General features: G+C 66.7%; 17 protein-coding genes and 1 pseudogene. 6 read left to right on the forward strand and 12 right to left on the reverse strand.

The features are described from left to right. Positions 1 to 29: 29 nt before the first annotated feature. Together AC1RJ5_RS10675 and AC1RJ5_RS10680 are read right to left on the reverse strand one after the other, a co-directional pair. Positions 30 to 1,007: an agmatine deiminase family protein gene (locus tag AC1RJ5_RS10675; RefSeq protein ID WP_269573909.1), complete on the reverse strand. Its 978-nt coding sequence runs from the start codon at positions 1,005 to 1,007 to the stop codon at positions 30 to 32. A 19-nt stretch (positions 1,008 to 1,026) separates the two neighbouring features. Further along, positions 1,027 to 2,646, reverse strand: coding sequence for a M28 family metallopeptidase (locus AC1RJ5_RS10680; protein WP_269573908.1), 1,620 nt, complete (start codon positions 2,644 to 2,646; stop codon positions 1,027 to 1,029). A gap of 99 nt (positions 2,647 to 2,745) precedes the next feature. Here AC1RJ5_RS10680 and AC1RJ5_RS10685 point away from each other — a divergent pair, with 99 nt between their 5' ends. After that, complete coding sequence (locus AC1RJ5_RS10685; RefSeq protein WP_493113242.1) at positions 2,746 to 4,065, forward strand: glucuronyl esterase domain-containing protein; 1,320 nt, start codon at positions 2,746 to 2,748, stop codon at positions 4,063 to 4,065. Between the two features lie 153 nt (positions 4,066 to 4,218). On the opposite strand, the gene AC1RJ5_RS10690 is transcribed toward AC1RJ5_RS10685, so the two are convergent. Continuing rightward, positions 4,219 to 4,935 (reverse strand): hypothetical protein, encoded by a 717-nt coding sequence (locus AC1RJ5_RS10690; RefSeq protein WP_269573906.1) that lies wholly within the window; start codon positions 4,933 to 4,935, stop codon positions 4,219 to 4,221. Positions 4,936 to 5,271: 336 nt separating this feature from the next. Between AC1RJ5_RS10690 and AC1RJ5_RS10695 the strand changes: the two genes are divergently transcribed. Beyond that, the gene (locus AC1RJ5_RS10695) at positions 5,272 to 7,257 is read left to right on the forward strand and encodes an alpha/beta hydrolase family protein (protein ID WP_493113244.1); all 1,986 of its coding nucleotides are present in this window, start codon (positions 5,272 to 5,274) and stop codon (positions 7,255 to 7,257) included. A 97-nt stretch (positions 7,258 to 7,354) separates the two neighbouring features. Here the strand turns inward: AC1RJ5_RS10695 and rpsD are convergent, their stop codons facing one another. Continuing rightward, complete coding sequence (gene rpsD / locus AC1RJ5_RS10700; protein ID WP_184161264.1) at positions 7,355 to 7,969, reverse strand: 30S ribosomal protein S4; 615 nt, start codon at positions 7,967 to 7,969, stop codon at positions 7,355 to 7,357. A gap of 188 nt (positions 7,970 to 8,157) precedes the next feature. On the opposite strand from rpsD, the gene AC1RJ5_RS10705 reads away from it, so the two are divergent. Next, a complete protein-coding gene (locus AC1RJ5_RS10705) occupies positions 8,158 to 8,460 on the forward strand; it encodes a chorismate mutase (RefSeq protein WP_269573903.1) in 303 nt (100 codons plus the stop codon). 6 nt (positions 8,461 to 8,466) lie between these two features. Here AC1RJ5_RS10705 and AC1RJ5_RS10710 read toward each other — a convergent pair whose 3' ends face one another. The 6 genes from AC1RJ5_RS10710 to rpiB all read right to left on the reverse strand — a co-directional run bounded on the left by AC1RJ5_RS10710 (position 8,467) and on the right by rpiB (position 12,158). Further along, complete coding sequence (locus AC1RJ5_RS10710) at positions 8,467 to 8,721, reverse strand: hypothetical protein (protein WP_269573902.1); 255 nt, start codon at positions 8,719 to 8,721, stop codon at positions 8,467 to 8,469. Positions 8,722 to 8,758: 37 nt separating this feature from the next. Then, positions 8,759 to 9,019 (reverse strand): hypothetical protein, encoded by a 261-nt coding sequence (locus AC1RJ5_RS10715; protein WP_493113247.1) that lies wholly within the window; start codon positions 9,017 to 9,019, stop codon positions 8,759 to 8,761. Positions 9,020 to 9,211: 192 nt separating this feature from the next. Then, positions 9,212 to 9,937: an RNA methyltransferase gene (locus tag AC1RJ5_RS10720; RefSeq protein WP_342251528.1), complete on the reverse strand. Its 726-nt coding sequence runs from the start codon at positions 9,935 to 9,937 to the stop codon at positions 9,212 to 9,214. Beyond that, positions 9,934 to 10,395, reverse strand: coding sequence for a transcriptional regulator NrdR (gene nrdR, locus AC1RJ5_RS10725; RefSeq protein ID WP_269573900.1), 462 nt, complete (start codon positions 10,393 to 10,395; stop codon positions 9,934 to 9,936). Before nrdR ends, AC1RJ5_RS10720 begins: the two co-directional genes overlap by 4 nt. Positions 10,396 to 10,398: 3 nt before the next feature. After that, the gene (gene glyA / locus AC1RJ5_RS10730; RefSeq protein ID WP_184161281.1) at positions 10,399 to 11,709 is read right to left on the reverse strand and encodes a serine hydroxymethyltransferase; all 1,311 of its coding nucleotides are present in this window, start codon (positions 11,707 to 11,709) and stop codon (positions 10,399 to 10,401) included. Next, positions 11,706 to 12,158, reverse strand: a complete 453-nt coding sequence (gene rpiB / locus AC1RJ5_RS10735; RefSeq protein ID WP_269573899.1) for a ribose 5-phosphate isomerase B — start codon at positions 12,156 to 12,158, stop codon at positions 11,706 to 11,708. The genes glyA and rpiB overlap by 4 nt, the downstream gene beginning before the upstream one ends. A 58-nt stretch (positions 12,159 to 12,216) precedes the next feature. Here rpiB and AC1RJ5_RS10740 point away from each other — a divergent pair, with 58 nt between their 5' ends. Further along, positions 12,217 to 12,468: a hypothetical protein gene (locus AC1RJ5_RS10740; RefSeq protein WP_269573898.1), complete on the forward strand. Its 252-nt coding sequence runs from the start codon at positions 12,217 to 12,219 to the stop codon at positions 12,466 to 12,468. Continuing rightward, complete coding sequence (locus tag AC1RJ5_RS10745) at positions 12,468 to 12,941, forward strand: hypothetical protein (protein ID WP_269573897.1); 474 nt, start codon at positions 12,468 to 12,470, stop codon at positions 12,939 to 12,941. Before AC1RJ5_RS10740 ends, AC1RJ5_RS10745 begins: the two co-directional genes overlap by 1 nt. A gap of 51 nt (positions 12,942 to 12,992) precedes the next feature. Here the strand turns inward: AC1RJ5_RS10745 and AC1RJ5_RS10750 are convergent, their stop codons facing one another. Next, a complete protein-coding gene (locus AC1RJ5_RS10750; RefSeq protein WP_493113251.1) occupies positions 12,993 to 13,985 on the reverse strand; it encodes a zinc-dependent alcohol dehydrogenase family protein in 993 nt (330 codons plus the stop codon). A 240-nt stretch (positions 13,986 to 14,225) separates the two neighbouring features. Here AC1RJ5_RS10750 and AC1RJ5_RS10755 point away from each other — a divergent pair. Next, positions 14,226 to 14,488 (forward strand): annotated as a pseudogene (locus AC1RJ5_RS10755) (winged helix-turn-helix transcriptional regulator). Here the strand turns inward: AC1RJ5_RS10755 and AC1RJ5_RS10760 are convergent. Continuing rightward, positions 14,489 to 15,316, reverse strand: coding sequence for a LytTR family DNA-binding domain-containing protein (locus AC1RJ5_RS10760; RefSeq protein ID WP_493113253.1), 828 nt, complete (start codon positions 15,314 to 15,316; stop codon positions 14,489 to 14,491). Between the last annotated feature and the right edge of the window lie 144 nt (positions 15,317 to 15,460).

The raw sequence follows: 15,460 nt of genomic DNA on the forward strand, positions 1-15,460 counted from the left end.
CCGCCTCCGCGGGGATGACGATCTTGTAATTACACCGGAATCTGCTGGCTGATGCAGTGGAAGCTGCCGCCGCCGGTGAGGATATGGTCGGCGCGCTGGCCGATGATCGCGCGGCCGGGGAACAGCTCGGCGAGCTTGTCCACCGCTGCCACGTCGTTCTCCTGACCGTAGAGCGGCACGACCACCGCGGCATTGCCGATGTAGAAGTTCATGTAGCTCGCCGGGATGATCTCCTCATCCTCGTTGAGCACCCGACCCGGCGAGGGAAAGCGGACGACCTCGACCCCGGCGCGCTCGGCGCGGGCGGCGGCGTCCTGGTAGATGCGCCAGTTGGGGTCGTTCTCGGCCCCCTCGGGGATCAGCAGGCGGTTGGGGCCGATGAAGCGAGCGAGATTGTCGACATGGCCGTCGGTATGGTCGTTGAGCAGGCCATCACCCAGCCACAGCACCTGGGTATAGCCCAGGTCCTTGAGCAGCATCTCCTCGACCTCGGCCTTGCTGAGCTGCGGGTTGCGATTGCGGTTGAGCAGGCACTGCTCGGTAGTGACCACCAGGCCGGTGCCATCGCCGTCGATCGCACCGCCCTCCAGCACCCAGGCATGGTCCTCGACGTTCATCTGGGCGCGCTCGGCGAGGCGGTGGCCGATATCGTCATCGCCTTCGAGGTCGTACTTGCCGCCCCAGCCGTTGAACTGGAAGTCGTGCGCGGTGCCGTCGCCGCCGATGATCGCGGCGGTGTCGCGCAACCAGATGTCGCCGAAGGGCTCGACCACGACCTTGGCCGCGTTCCCCGCCAGGGTACGGGCAGCCTTGGCGGATTCCTCATTGGCGGCGACCAGGATCACCTGCTCGCCCTTGCCCTCGGCATGCACGGCCTTGGCGAAGGCGGCGACTTCGAGGCGCGCGGAGGCGAGATCGTCGAGCCAGAGTTCGGGATGGCTGGGGAAGCCGATCCACACGGCGTGATGGTGCGCCCATTCGGGCTTGGGGGGAGGCGGAATCGTCATTCCGCCCCCATAATCCCGTTCATTGTCCGGCGCGAGACCTGTCGCGAACCGCACGGAATTCGGCGGTCTTGTACCAGTTCGGCCAAGCGCTGCCCTCGGCGAGCTGGCGGCCGAGGCCGTAATAGATGTTCAGGTCCGAGACCGAACCGCTCCAGTCCCAGGCCGGGTTATATTCGTCCTGGGGCTTGTGATAGCGGTTCTGGGTATAGTCCTTGGCGGCCTTCTCGCCGGCTTCCTTGCCGCCATTGACCAGGTCGTCGCCGCTCTCGCCATAGAGCATCGGCACGCCGAGCTTGGCGAAGCTGAAATGATCCGAGCGGTAGTAACCGCCCGCCTCGGGCCGGGCCTCGGGGACGATCACCCGGCCCTCGGCCGCGACGAAGGGCTTCACCAGATCCTCCAGCTCGGACTTGCCGGCGCCGGCGATCACGAAATCCTTCGTCTTTCCAATGACATTCAAGGAATCCATGTTCACCCCGCCGACGGTCTTGGCGAGCGGATAGACCGGGTTCTCGGCGTAGAACTTGCTGCCGAGCAGGCCCGATTCCTCGGCGGTGACGGCGAGGAAGACGAGGCTGCGGCTGGCCGGGCCGGCCTTGGCATGCGCTTCGGCAAGGGCGACGAGGCCGCCGATGCCCGAGGCATTGTCGACCGCGCCGTTGCAGATGTCGTCGCCATTCACCGCGTCGCAGCGTCCGAGATGGTCCCAATGGGCCGAGTAGAGCACGACCTCGTCGGGCTTCGCGGTGCCCGGCAGCACGCCGACGACGTTCTTCGACGCCTGGCGCTTGATCGTGTTTTCCCAGCCGACAGAAGCCTTTACGCCGAGCGGAACCGCCTTGAAGCCCTTCTGCGCCGCAGCGGCCGAAAGGGCGTCGAAGTCCTTGCCCGCGGCGGCGAACAGCGCCTTGGCCTTGTCGAGCTGCATCCAGCCGATCGCCTGGCTCTGGTCCATATGGTCGCCCGGCGTGTCCTGCTCGAGCTGGGGGCCGGTCCAGGAGGACTGGACCACGCCCCAGGGATAGGCGGCCGGATAGGTGTCGTGGACGATGATCGCGGCGGCCGCGCCCTGCCGGGCGGCCTCTTCGAACTTGTAGGTCCAGCGGCCATAGTAGGTCATCGCCTTGCCGTCGAACAACCCCTTGGTTTCCGGGGTTTTATAGTCGGGGTCGTTGACCAGGATGACCACCGTCTTCCCTTTCACGTCCAGACCGGCATAGTCGTTCCAGCCGCGCTCGGGGGCGTTGATGCCATAGCCGACGAAGACGACGTCGCTGTCCTTGATCGCGACCTTGGGCACCACCCGGTAGGTCGCGATGACCATGTCCTTGCGATAGTCGAGCGACACCGCCTGCTTGCCGCCAGTGAAGACCAGCGGCGCCACGTTGTTCGCGGTGATCTCGACCAGCGGCACGTCCTGCGTCCACTGCCCCTTGTTGCCCGGCTTGAGCCCGGCCTTTTCAAAGCGTTGGACGATATAGGCGATCGTCTTGTCCTCGGCCGGGGTGGTCGGCGCGCGGCCTTCATAGGCGTCGGAGGACAGGACCTGCGTCACCTCCTTCATCGTCTCGACCGGGATGGTCTGGGCATTGGCCGCGGTGCCGGAGAGCAACAGGGCGACGGTGAGCAGATGGCGCATGGATACCCCCAAACAGAACTTCGTACGCCGATGTTGGCAAGGGTTGCGCGGGTTCGCAATGCGAGGCAGCCTGATAGCGATAACATAGGAGGGGATGCGATGCGCTTGTGGACGCTCTGTGCGCCGATATTGGCACTCGTCCTGCCCGCAGCCGCGCAGCAGCAGGATTACACCGCCGCCAATGCCGACCGGCAGGCGATGCTCGATCGGCTGGGAATCGCGGAAATCCGTGCGGGCGCGGATGGTTTCAACCCCAGCGCGCCCAATGCGGTGAACTATGACGAGGCGAAAGCGGGCACGCCGCAACTTCCGGATATGATGCGTCTGAACGACGGCCGGCCGGTCAGGAACAGCAAGGACTGGGACCGCCGGCGCCGCGAGATCGTCGAGCTGTTCGACCGCGAGATCTATGGCCGCGTGCCGCTAACCGCCCCGAAAATAACGTGGAATCTGGTGCGCGAGGAAAAGGCAAGCGAAGCCGGGATCCCGGTGACCAGGCGCTGGCTGGAAGGCGTGGCCGACAATCGGGACGCCCCGCAAGCATCCGCGACGATACGCGTACGGTACACGCTGCCCGACCGTCCCGAACGCGTGCCGGTGATGCTGAGCTTCGGCTTCCCCGAAGGCTTCAAATTCCCCGGGCCGCCGCGCCCCGCCGACCCCGGTCCGCCCTATACCGAACAGCTGCTCAAGCGCGGCTGGGGCTATGCCGTGGTGGTGGCGAATTCGATCCAGGCGGACAATGGCGGCGAGCTCAAGACCGGGGTGATCGGCATCTCGCTGCGCGGGCGCCCGCGCGGCCCCGAGGACTGGGGCGTGCTGCGCGCCTGGGCCTGGGGGGCGAGCCAGGCGCGCGAGGCACTCGCTTCGGACGCGAAAGTGGACAGGCGACGGATCGGGATCGAAGGGCTGTCGCGCTACGGCAAGGCGGCGCTGGTCGCCATGGCCTATGATCCGCACTTCGCGATCGGCTTTGTCGGCTCTTCCGGTGCGGGCGGCGCGGCGCTCTATCGGCGCAATTTCGGCGAGCGGATGGGCAATTTGGCGGCCGGGGGCGAGTATCACTGGTTCGCCGGCAATTTCCTGCGCTACGCCGGACCGAAGACCGAGTTCGACCTTCCGATCGACGCGCATATGCTGATCGCGCTCTCGGCGCCGCGGCCGCTGTTCCTGGGCGCGGGCACGGTGGATACCGGCGACGGCTGGGTCGACCCCAAGGGCAGCTTCCTGGCGGCGGTGGCGGCATCGCCGGCCTGGACGGTGCGCGGGGCGAAGGGGCTGAGCGCGAGCGTGTTCCCGCCGGAGCTGACGCCGGTGACCGAAGGCGACCTGGCGTTTCGCCAGCATCGCGGCGGGCATAACAATCGGGATAACTGGCCGAGCTTCATTGACTTCGCGGTGCGGGAATTGGGGCGGTAGGCCGGCTTCCCTGTTCCGCTGGCTCTTTCCGTTCCCCGGCGAAGGCCGGGGCCCAGGGTCACAAGCGAGACGGCAGAGAAACCCTGGGCCCCGGCTTTCGCCGGGGGAACTGCCGAGTAGCTGGCCCGCCTTCGCCCGAGATCCCGGCTTTCGCTACCCCCCGACCGCGCGCAGCACGTCGGCGGCGAGGTCGGCTGCGATCTCGGCATGGGCGAGGCGTTCCAGCGTTTCGTGCTGGAGCCGGGTGAGCGCCGGGATCAGCGCGTCGCGGCGGGCCTCGGCCGCGCGGATGCGAGGCAAGTAGCGGCGCTCGAGCTTCTTGAGCCGAGCGATGTCGGCCACCGTATCGACATGGATGATCAGATCCCGCTCGCCGTCGAAGCAGGTGGCCGAGGGGATCTGTCGCTCGGCATCGCGATAGCGCTGCCGCAGGGCGTGGACCTCCGCCTCGCTGGCGATGAAGCGCTCGAGCGGATCGGCGCGGAGCAGCGGCGCGAACAGCTGGGGCATGTTGGGCGGCCAATCGAGCGCATGATCCTGGACCGGATCGATCGCGAAGCTGGTGACGCCCACGCCCCACCCGCTGACCGGATGCGGCGAGATATCGGAGAGCTGGCCCGAGGGCGCGCGCCACACCGCATGATGCCAGCCGAACAGCGCGATGCCGGGTATCTCGACCAGCATCCAGCCGAAGACGCACGACCCGCCCTGCAACCGCACCTGATCGCGCACATTCCAGTAGCAGCGGCCGCGGCGGCTGCCGGGCAGCGGATAGCGCGGCACCGCGATGGCTTCGGCGGTGCCGAGCCGGGCAAGCAGCGCTGCCAGCGCCGGATGATCGAGACCGGCGTCCCGATGAAGCAATCCCAAAGCAAGTCCCCCCGGACTCTTGCGCGGGCGCGGATCCCCCCGGATTCCGCGACACGCGCAGCAAGAGCACCCCCGACGCCGATTGGCGCAACATGCGGTGCGGCCCCGTGCGACCCGAGACCCTGTTTGCGGATTTGTTACAGCGCCCGAACGACCGCGTCAGGCGAGGTGCCGCCGAAATGGGTCAATCCTGGCGCGATAAGCACGGTTTTCCGCCAGATTGAGTAGATTCCGGAAAGCCGCCGCCCGATCGGCTTCGACACCGCGCCGGTTCCATCACCCGATTGCCAATGCCCGCGCACCGGCTAGGCTGGCCGTTCGAATATCGGGGGGATCATGAAGAATCTTGTTCGTGCGGCATTGCTTGCCGCATCGGCCGTGCCGGCCATCGCCTTTGCCCAGAGCGAGGATGCGCGCAAATTCGGCGCGCGGGAATTCATCCAGCAGATCAGCCTGTCGCCCGACGGCACCCAGGTGGCGATGCTCCAGCCCGTTTCCGGACGGGGGGATGCGCTGGTGGTGGCGAACCTGGAGACCGGTGCTTCCAAGGTGGTCATGAACTCGAGCGGCGATCCCGACCAGATCACCAGCTGCCGCTGGGCCAGCACGACGCGGATCGTATGCAACATCTACATGATCGGGAAGCTGGACAAGAAGCTGGCCTTCACCCGGATGGTGTCGCTCAACGCCGACGGATCGGACCTGAAGCTGCTGAGCCAGCGCGACAGCGCAACCGCGCTGGACATCATCCAGTCCGGCGGCGACATCATCGACTGGGGCCCGGACGGATCGAACGGATCGGTGCTGATGACGCGCGAGTTCGTGCCGGAATATTCGACCGGTAGCCATGTGGCGAACGCGCGCGAGGGGCTGGCGGTGGAGCTGGTCGATGCGACCACGCTGAAGCGCAAGCTGGTCGAGTCGCCGCGCGGGGGCGCGAACGAATATATCAGCGACGGCCATGGCAATGTCCGCATCATCGGCTTCGCCCAGGCGCGCAACGAAGGCATGCTGACCGGCAATTACAGCTATCAGTATCGCACCGCCGGCGATCGCGACTGGAAGAAGCTGGGCGACCTGGTGAGCGATGGCGGGGGCGGCTATTCGGGCTTCAATCCCTATGCCGTCGATCGCGATGCCAATGTCGTCTACGGCTTTGACGACAAGGACGGTCGATCCGCGCTGTACCGCATCGCGCTGGACGGCAGCCTGACCCGCAAGCTGGTGTTCGCGCATCCCCAGGTCGATGTCGACGGGCTGGTGCGGATCGGGCGGCAGCGCCGCGTGGTGGGCGTGAGCTATGCCACCGACAAGCGGACCACCGAATTCTTCGATCCCGAGCTGCAGAAGCTGCGCAACGCATTGGGCAGGGCCCTGCCCGGCAAGCCGCTGGTCACCTTCATCGATGCCAGCGCCGACGAGAAGAAGCTGCTGCTGTTCGCCGGCGGCGACACCGATCCCGGCACCTATTATCTGTACGACAAGACCAGCAAGCAGCTGGGCGAGGTCATGCCGCTGCGCCCGCCCCTGGCCGAGACGAAGCTGGCATCGGTCAAGCCGGTGACCTTCCCCGCCGCCGACGGCACCCAGATCCCGGGCTATCTGACGCTGCCGGTGGGCAGCGACGGCAAGAACCTGCCCGCGATCGTGATGCCGCATGGCGGGCCGGGTTCGCGCGACGAATGGGGCTTCGACTGGCTGGCGCAATTCTACGCCGCGCGCGGCTTTGCCGTGCTCCAGCCCAATTTCCGCGGATCGACCGGCTATGGCGATGGCTGGTTCCAGAAGAACGGCTTCCAGTCCTGGCGGACCGCGATCGGCGATGTGAACGATGGCGGGCGCTGGCTGGAGAAGCAGGGCATCGCCGCGCCGGGCAAGCTGGCGATCGTCGGCTGGTCCTATGGCGGCTATGCGGCGCTGCAGAGCCCGGCGCTCGACCCCGACCTGTTCAAGGCGATCGTGGCGATCGCACCGGTGACCGACCTGGAGACGCTGCGGAACGAGGCGCAGGGCTTCACCAGCTACAATATCGTCAGCAAGTTCATCGGCAGCGGGCCGCATGTGAAGGAAGGCTCGCCCGCGCAGAACGTCCAGAAGATCAAGGCGCCGGTGCTGATGTTCCATGGCGACCAGGACCTGAATGTCGGCATCGGCGAATCGCGGATGATGGCCAGCCGGCTGCGCGGTGCGGGCAAGCCGGTGGAACTGGTGGAGTTCAAGGGGCTCGACCACCAGCTCGACGACGACAAGGCGCGCACCCAGATGCTCGACAAGAGCGATGCCTTCCTGCGGGCGGCGCTGGGGCTGGCGGCGAAGCCCTAGGGCCGTTGAACCTCCCCTCCCTTCCAGGGAGGGGAGCAAAGAAAAAGGGCGGCCCCGAAGGACCGCCCTCTTTTCTCGTTCCCGAAGGAAGCGAACCTTAGCGCGAGTAGAACTCGACCACGAGATTCGGTTCCATCTTCACCGGGTACGGCACCTCGTCGAGGGTCGGCACGCGGGTGAAGGTGATCTTCGAGGCGCCGTCCGGCGACACGTAATCGGGGATGTCGCGCTCGGCGAGGCTCTGGGCTTCCATCACCAGCGCCATTTCCTGCGCCTTCGGACGGAGCGACACGGTCTGGCCCGGCTTGATGCGGCGCGAACCGATGTTGCACTTCTCGCCATCGACCAGGACGTGGCCGTGGTTGACCAGCTGGCGGGCAGCGAAGATCGTCGGCGCGAACTTGGCGCGGTAGACGATCATGTCGAGACGCTGCTCGAGCAGGCCGATGAGGTTCTGCGACGTATCGCCCTTCATCTTCGAGGCGTCTTCATACGCCTTCTTGAACTGCTTCTCGGTGACGTCGCCGTAATAGCCCTTGAGCTTCTGCTTGGCGCGCAGCTGGATGCCGAAGTCCGACATCTTGCCCTTGCGGCGCTGGCCGTGCTGGCCCGGGCCGTATTCGCGCTTGTTCACCGGGGACTTCGGACGGCCCCAGATGTTCTCGCCCATGCGGCGGTCAAGCTTGTACTTTGCGCTGGAACGCTTCGACATTTGTAATCCTTGCAATCGCTGACAACGTGGTTCCCGGTATCCGCCTGCTGCTCTCGAGGAGAGGCAGGGCCGCCGCTTCACCGGGGTGCGGGGCCATTGCGAAGGGGCGCCGTTAGCGGCGGGGGGCAGCGGAGTCAAGTTGCGCGCGGCCGCTGGACAGCGACGCCCCGCCCGGCCAAGGAGCGGCCATGCAAGAGATACTCGACCCCGAAGCCTGCACGACGATGATCGAAGTCCGTGCCGGCGTCGACGCGGTGGACGCGGCGCTGGTGGCGCTGCTCAAGCGCCGCTTCGGCTATATGGACGCCGCCGCCCGCATCAAGCCCGAGCGCGGCCATGTCCGCGACGAGGCGCGCAAGGCCCAGGTCATCGACAATGTCCGCGCCCACGCCCGCGCGGCGGGCATTCCCGACGCGGCGATCGGCGCGATGTGGGAAACGCTGGTCGAAGCCTCGATCGCCTATGAGTTCGAGGCGTTCGACCAGCGCTGAGACGGCCTATTCCTTGTTGAAGCTGCCGTTGCCGCCCATCCCGCGCTGATCCATCGCGCGATTGGCGCGATCGGAGGTGGCGGCGCTGAGCTTGGCCCATTCCTCGCGGGTCAGGCAGTATTTCTTGCGCAGCAGGATCGAGCCGGTCTGTGCGACCATGCGGCAGATCTTCTTGTCCGACTTGCCCTCGGCCGCGGGCGCGTCTTGGGCGATGGCGGGCGCCGCGACGACGGCGAGCGCGCATAGCATGATCAACTTCATGGATTCCCCCTCTGGAATGCCGATCGATCGCCGCGGATCAATTGCCCCCGGCGCCGGCACCCGCGCGCGGGCGATTCCCGAGCGTGCGCTCGGCGTTCTCGGCGTTGGCGGCGCTGATCTGGCGCCACTCTTCCTTGGTGTGGCACTCGCGCTTGCCCATGATCGAGCCGGTGGTGTCGACCAGGCGGCAGATCTTCTTCTCGGGCTTGGCATCGGACGCCGCCGGGGCCGGCGTCGCCTGCTGGGCGAGGGCGGGAACGGCGAAGACAACACACGCGAACACAACTGCGAACTTCATCCAGCTTCTCCACTGCGAGGGGGAAGGCGTTCCCGCCCGTGCCGGCCGTTTCCAGTTGCCAGGCCCCACAAGCAACCAGAACCGGACCGATGTGACACGAAACGTACCGGAACCCCCTCCCGCTACGAAAGATTCGTGCAACATAACGCGCTTTCGCATATGCGAAAAGAAGAAGTGTGTTGCAGTTGTGTATCAGCCGGAACGGTGGCGTTTCTTGCCTTCGAGGGCGGAAAGCACGCCGCGCAGGGTGCGCAGTTCCTGCGACGACCAGCCCGGCTTGGTGAGCACCGTGCGCAAGGTGCGCTTCGTCGAGGGCACGCGATCGGGCGGGAAATAATAGCCCGATTCGTCGAGCATCGCGTCGAGCTGGCCGATCATCCCGTCGAGCTCGTCCTGCGGCGCGGGAGGATCGAGATCCTCCTGGGTCGGCTGGGCGAGGCTCTCGCCCTTGGACCATTCGTACGCGACCAGGATCACCGCCTGGGCGAGGTTGAGCGAACCGAATTCGGGGTTGATCGGCACGGTGACGATCGTGCGCGCCACCGCGACGTCGTCGGTCTCCAGCCCCGAGCGCTCGGGGCCGAACAGGATCGCCGAGCGCCCCTCCTCGCGGTGGATCTCGCGCGAAGCCTCTTCGGGAGTCATCACCGGCTTGGTGACGCCGCGCTTGCGCACCGTGGTGGCATAGACATGCGCGCAGTCGGCCACCGCATCGGCGACCGTCTCATAGACCTGCGCCTTCTCGAGCACGATGTCGGCACCCGAGGCGGCAGGCCCGGCGCTGGGGTTGGGCCAGCCGTCGCGCGGCGCGACGAGGCGCATCTCGACCAGCCCGAAATTGAGCATCGCGCGCGCGGCCTTGCCGATATTCTCGCCGAGCTGCGGGCGGACGAGGACGATGACCGGAGGCTGGCTCACTGCTTGCCGACCTCGCTGACATTGCCGGCGAATTCCTCGAAATCCTTGGCCTCGCGGAAGTCCTTATAGACCGAGGCGAAGCGGATATAGGCGACCGAATCGAGGCCCTTGAGGCCCTGCATCACCAGCTCGCCGATCTTCTGCGAGGGGATTTCGGTATCGCCCATCGTCTCCAGCTGCCGCTGGATGCCCGAGACCAGCTTCTCGATCTGCACGCCGTTGACCGGGCGCTTGCGGGTGGCGACCGAGATCGAGCGGACCAGCTTGTCGCGATCGAACGGCTCGCGCTTGTCCTCGGACTTGAGGACGGTCAGCTCGCGCAGCTGGATGCGCTCGAACGTGGTGAAGCGCGCGGCGCAGGCCTCGCACTGGCGCCGGCGACGGATCGCCGCCCCGTCTTCGGTGGGGCGGCTGTCCTTTACCTGGCTGTCTTCATGTCCGCAGAAGGGGCAGCGCAATCCTTAGAGCTCCGGATAGATGGGGAAGCGCTCGCACAGCGCGCGGACACGCTCGCGGACATTCTGCTCGACCTGGGCGTCGCCCTGCTCGCCATTCTTCTTAAGGCCGTCGAGCACGTCGGCAACCATGTTGCCGATCTCGCGGAACTCCGCCGGGCCGAAGCCGCGGGTGGTGCCCGCCGGCGAGCCGACGCGGATGCCGCTGGTCTTGACCGGCGGCAGCGGATCGTTGGGGATACCGTTCTTGTTGCAGGTGATCGCCGCGCGCTCGAGCGCCTCGTCGGCGTCCTTGCCGGTGACGCCCAGCGGCGTCAGGTCGATCAGCGCGAGATGCGTGTCGGTGCCGCCCGAGACTACCGCCGCGCCGCGCTCCTTGAGCGTGGCCGCGAGGATCTTGGCATTCTCGACGATCGCCGCCGCGTAGCCCTTGAACTCGGGCTGGAGCGCTTCGCCGAACGCAACCGCCTTGGCGGCGATGACGTGCATCAGCGGGCCGCCCTGCAGGCCCGGGAACACCGCCGAGTTGATCTTCTTGGCGATCGCCTCGTCATTGGTGAACACCGCGCCACCGCGCGGGCCGCGCAGCGTCTTGTGGGTGGTGGTGGTGACGACATGGGCGTGGCCGAACGGCGTCGGGTGGACGCCGCCGGCGACCAGGCCGGCGAAATGGGCCATGTCGACCATGAAGATCGCGCCGACTTCGTCCGCGATCGCGCGGAACTTGGCGAAATCGATATGGCGCGGATAGGCCGAGCCGCCGGTGATGATCAGCTTGGGCTGGGTCTCGCGGGCGAGCTTGGCGACCTGATCATAGTCGATCAGGTGGGTGTCGGGCGTGACGCCGTACTGGACCGCATTGAACCACTTGCCCGACATCGCGGCGCGGGCGCCGTGGGTGAGGTGGCCGCCCGAATCGAGGCTGAGGCCCATGATCGTGTCGCCGGGCTTGACCATCGCCAGCATGACGGCGCCGTTCGCCTGCGCGCCCGAATGCGGCTGCACATTGGCGAACTCGCAGCCGAACAGCTGCTTGGCGCGATCGATCGCCAGCTGCTCGACTTCGTCCGACGGGTGGCAGCCCTGGTAATAGCGCTTGCCCGGGTAGCCCTCGGCGTACTTGTTGGTGAAGACCGAGCCCTGGGCTTCGAGCACCGCCTTGGAGACGATGTTCTCCGAGGCGATCAGCTCGATCTGATACTGCTCGCGCTTCAGCTCGTGCTGCACGCCGGCGAAGACCGCCGGATCCGCCTCGGCAAGCGAGCGGGTGAAATAGCCATCAGGCTGCGCGCCAAGGTTCACGGGGTTGGTGCTCATGCATGGGTCCCTTCAGGATGGCTGAGCTTTTCGACCCGACGCTGGTGGCGGTCGCCGAGAAACTCGGTTGCGAGGAAAGTCGTGATGCAGGCCTTGGCCATCTCGATGCCGACAAGGCGGGCGCCGAGGGCCACGACATTGGCATCGTTATGCTGGCGCGCAAGGCTGGCCGAAAGCGGCTCGGAGACGAGCGCGCAGCGGGCATGCGGGTTGCGGTTCACCGCGATCGAGATGCCGATGCCCGAGCCGCAGAGCGCAACGCCCTTGTCGGCCTGGCCATCCTCGATCGCCTTGGCGAGACGATAGCCATAGTCGGGATAATCGACGCTCTCGGGTCCGTTGGTCCCGAGATCGAGCACTTCATGCCCTTCGTTACGCAACCATTCGGCGAGTTCTGCCTTCATGGCGTAGGCGGCATGGTCCGAAGCGATAGCGATGCGGTGCGACATGCGCGCTCCCCTACGCCGCAAGGACCGTGCTGGCTAGACCGACTATTCGGAGAGAAAGATGCGCAAGACGATTTTCGCCCTGCTTCCGGCACTGGCCCTGGGTGTTGCCGCCTGTTCGCCGAGCGCGGAGAGCAATTTGAGCAATTCGCTCGACCGCACCGGCGACTCGCTGGAGAACAGCGTGAACGACATGGGCGACACGCTGAGCAATGCCGCGGACGATGCCGGCGATGCGTTCGACAACACCGCGAGCGACATCGGCAACCGCGCCGAGCATGTCGGCAATGCGATCGACGAGGCGACTCGCTGATGCGCGCGCTGCTGATCCTGGCGCCCGCGCTGGCGCTCGCCGCGTGCAACACCGCCGACAAGGCGGCGGACGCGACCGCCAATGCCACCGAGACCGCGGGCAATGCCGCGGTGGCGGTGGGCGATTCGTTCGCCAATGCGGTGAGCGAAGGCGCTTCCAGCCTGAAGAACGAAGTGAGCGCCAAGCCGGTGGACCGCGACGACTGGGTCGGCCGCTGGAAGGGCGTGGAAGGCACCTATCTGGTCGTGTCCAAGGCCAAGGACCCGGGCATGTACAAGCTGGAGATGCAGTACACGCTCGACGACAAGGGAAGCTTTGACGGCAAGGGATCGAGCGAGGGTATCTCCTTCGAGCGGCCGGACGGCGACTTCACCCTGCACCCGAGCGACGGCGACGCGACCGGGCTCAAATACCTGGCGGGCAAGAAGGACTGCCTGACGGTGAAGACCGGCGAAGGCTATTGCCGGGATTGATCTCGTGGCCCGGGCTCGACGCACCGACGCCGAACCCGGGCCAACGCCCCATCAATCCAGCGTGACGACGATCTTGCCGATCTGCGCGTTGGATTCGAGGAAACGGGTGGCATCCTGGATCCGATCGAACGGGAAGGTTCGCGAGACCAGCGGATCGAGCCTGCCGGTTTCCAGCCCTTCGACGATGAACGCCTTCGCGCGCGCCAGGGCCGCGTCGTCACCGACGATCTCGGTATAGAGATAGCCCTTCAGCGTCAGGCTCTTCCCGAGTACGGCGAACTGGGGAAACGGGCCCGCATCAGGACTGAGCGCGCCATATTCCAGCAGGATGCCGCCAACCGCCATACATTCCGCGAGCTGCGCGATGGCCGGACCTCCGATCGGATCGAAGACGACGCGCGCGCCCTTGCCGCCAGTGATCTCCCGCACGCGCACGGCCAGGTCTTCCTCGGCCGTCGCGATCACATGATGCGCGCCCGCCTCGCGCAGCGCCTGCACCTTGGCGACGGTCCGGGTGGTTGCGATCACCGTCGCACCGACGCTCCGGGCGACCTGGAAGGCCGCGATGCCGACACTGCTGGATGCGGCAGAGACGATCACGAAATCGCCCGCGGCGAGCCTTGCCTGGTCGATGAGGGCGCCCCAGGCAGTGACATACTGCATCCACGCCGCAGCGGCCTTTTCGAACGGCAGGCCAACCGGATGCTTCACGACATGACGGGCGGGAATGTTGATGACTTCGCCGTAGGTGGGCCAGCGCGACATATCGAGCGTGGGGATGACGCTGACCGCATCCCCTTCCGCGAAGTCCGTCACGTCCGCGCCGACCCGCTTCACCGTACCGGCAGCCTCATAGCCGAGCTGCGAAGGAAAATTCGCTTCCTGCAGATAGGCTCCGTTGCGGAACATCACTTCGGCGCGGTTGAGCCCGATCGCGCGCACGGCGATCTGCACCTCGTCGGCCGCCGGCGCGGTCACCTCGACCGTTTCGATCCGCAGGACATCTGCGGGGCCATATTCATGAAAGCGTACGATGCGGGGCATTGGCGTCTCCAGATCACGCACCGGGACGGCGCGTTCGAACGCCCATTTGAGAGTGCCGGCTGAATTGAAAATACGGCAATCGAAAGCACATACTGCTCAAAAGTATACTGTAAGGCCGCCTTCGCCATGCCCAAGCTGCACGATTATGATCAGGTGCCCGGCTGCACCATGTACGCCACGCTGAACCTGATCAGCGGGAAGTGGAAAGGCATGATCCTGTACCACCTGATGAAGGGGACGATGCGCTTCAACGCGCTCAAGCGCGAGCTGGGCGACTGTTCGCACGGCTGCTGATCAAGCAGCTGCGGGAGCTGGAGGCGGATGGGCTGGTGGAGAGGACCGTCTATGCCGTCGTGCCGCCAAGGGTGGACTATTTGATTACCGAGGAGGGGCGCTCCCTGGAGCCGATCCTCCTGGACCTTCGCGGCTGGGGAGAAGGCTGGCTGCGCCGGCGCGGACTGACCGCCCGGGACGATCAAACGGCGCCCACACTTCGCCCGTAACTACCCCCGGGCCCGCAACCACCCCCGCGCCCGCGCGTCCGCCGCATAGGTGGCGCTGACCGGCACGCTGCCGCCGCCGGCGAGCAGCAGGCGCCATTTGCGGCCGTCGCGCTCGGCGCTTTCGACTGCTTCCGCCGCGACCCAGGCGCCGCGATGGACCTGGAGGCCGTCGATGCCGGCGACTTCCTCGAGCGCATCGCCGAAGCGGTAGTGGAGCAGCGCGCTGGTGCCGTCACGGCGATGCAGGCGGCAATAATGGTCTTCGGCCTCGATGGCGGCGAGATCGCAGGCGGCGATGCGGGCGCGGGCGAGCAGGCCGGTCTCGGCGCGGACCGGGCGCATCCGGCGGAGCAATATCCAGGCGACCGCCGAGCAGACGGTGAAGATCACCGCGCTGATCGCCGCCGCCCTGCCCCACACGTCGAGCGGCATCGCCTGCATGCTGACGCCGACCAGCCGGCCACAGGCCCAGATCTCGAAGGGCAAGGGCAGGTTGAGCGGGATCGTGCCGAGCAGCGAGATGCGCGGCCAGTCGGTCGGCTTGCGGACGCCCCAGGCGAAGAGCAGCTGCCATTTGAGCGCGTTCCAGCCCATCAGCAGCAGCCAGAAGGCGGCGCGGGTGTGGAGCGGCAGTCGCGCGGTGCCGAAGCCGCCGGTGACGGTCATCAGCGCGGCCGCGGCGAGGCAGGCGATCCAGAGCAGCGGGAAGCCCGGCACCGGCTTTTGGGGAAGTGCGCGTTTCGCGAAGCCGAGGACACGCTTCGCGAAACCGCGCTTGCCGGCGGTGCGGGCGGCGGGGCCAGTGCGGAGCGACCGGGCGGCGGGCATGGCGGACAGGCTGCCATGCGACGTTCCGGACTACAACGGAGATCGGAATGCGCAGCTGGCTTCACTTGAGTTCCCCGGCGAAAGCCGGGACCCAGGGTCACAAGCGACACGGCAGAGAAACCCTGGGCCCCGGCTTTCGCCGGG

The organism is Sphingomonas sp. GW822-FHT03G08, from assembly GCF_058801135.1.